Here is a 1,050-nt window from a genome sequence, read left to right on the forward strand (position 1 = left end):
AAAAAAAAGCAAAAACTAACTAGGCTAAATTTTCAAAAAAGCTAGTAAATTTCACATTTCAATAGCAAAATAAGTTCAAATTTGATGCCCAATTTATAACCCTGCCCAATGTTCATAACCCGAAATTCAAAAAAAAAAAAAAAAACATTATTATATTAGTAAAAAAAATAAATACCAAAACATAAGAAAAGGTTTAAATATGACTGAAAACAAACATGAAATTAAAACAAAAAAGAAAAAAACACCTAGAGTTTTACTAGGAGCAGAACTAGCAATAGCAACAACATTAGCAACTGGTGCCATAATAACAGCATACCTAGTTAGCAACAACCAAAATAAGTTAGAAATAAACAAACAAAAAATAACTAGTAACTCAGCTTCATTTATACTAAAAAACTATAAAAATTATGAAAACACCGAATTTACAGCAAGAATCTTTCCCGAAAATAATCCAAAAGCTTTTCTTGAAAAGAAATACATTATAAACAAAAATAATGAAACCATTTCTTGGGGTGAGAAAAGAAACGAAGCTCCTTTAGAATCTAGCACTGATTATGAATTTCAAATAATTTTTAAAAATAAACCTATTTTAAGCCATAAATTCAAGACATTAAACAATATAACTGAACTTAATAAGAAAGCAATAGAACAAGAAAGAACAAATAAACTATTAAAAGAAGCGCAAAAAATTAAAGAAGATTTAGAAAGAAAACTCTTAGATTCACTTACAAAAAACCAGGAATTAAAAAAACAGAATGAAAATCTAAAAAAAGATAAAGACTCACCAAAAACAAATCCTTCTATTGATTCAAAAAAACTAAGCGCAATAATCAAAGAACTTCAAATGGCAATTATTGAATTAAAGCAAGCTGACCATAACCAAAAAAATGCGACAGAAAAATCATATGAGGCTAACCAAAATTTAGTCCAAAAACAAAACGAAATTTCTTTAATAAACAAAGATCTTGAAGAAGCAAAAAATAAAAAAGAACTAATAAATAATCAAAAACAAAATGCCGATAAAAATCTAGAAAGAATTAACAACATAAT

1 protein-coding gene is annotated in these 1,050 nt (G+C 25.5%); it reads left to right on the top strand.

The genetic code is table 4. From position 1 onward, the window contains the following. Positions 1-199: 199 nt before the first annotated feature. On the top strand, positions 200-1,050 hold an 851-nt coding region (locus ACWXVJ_RS03160; protein WP_455966513.1), incomplete at its 3' end, for a hypothetical protein.

It is taken from the genome of Mycoplasma sp. 773, assembly GCF_053851515.1.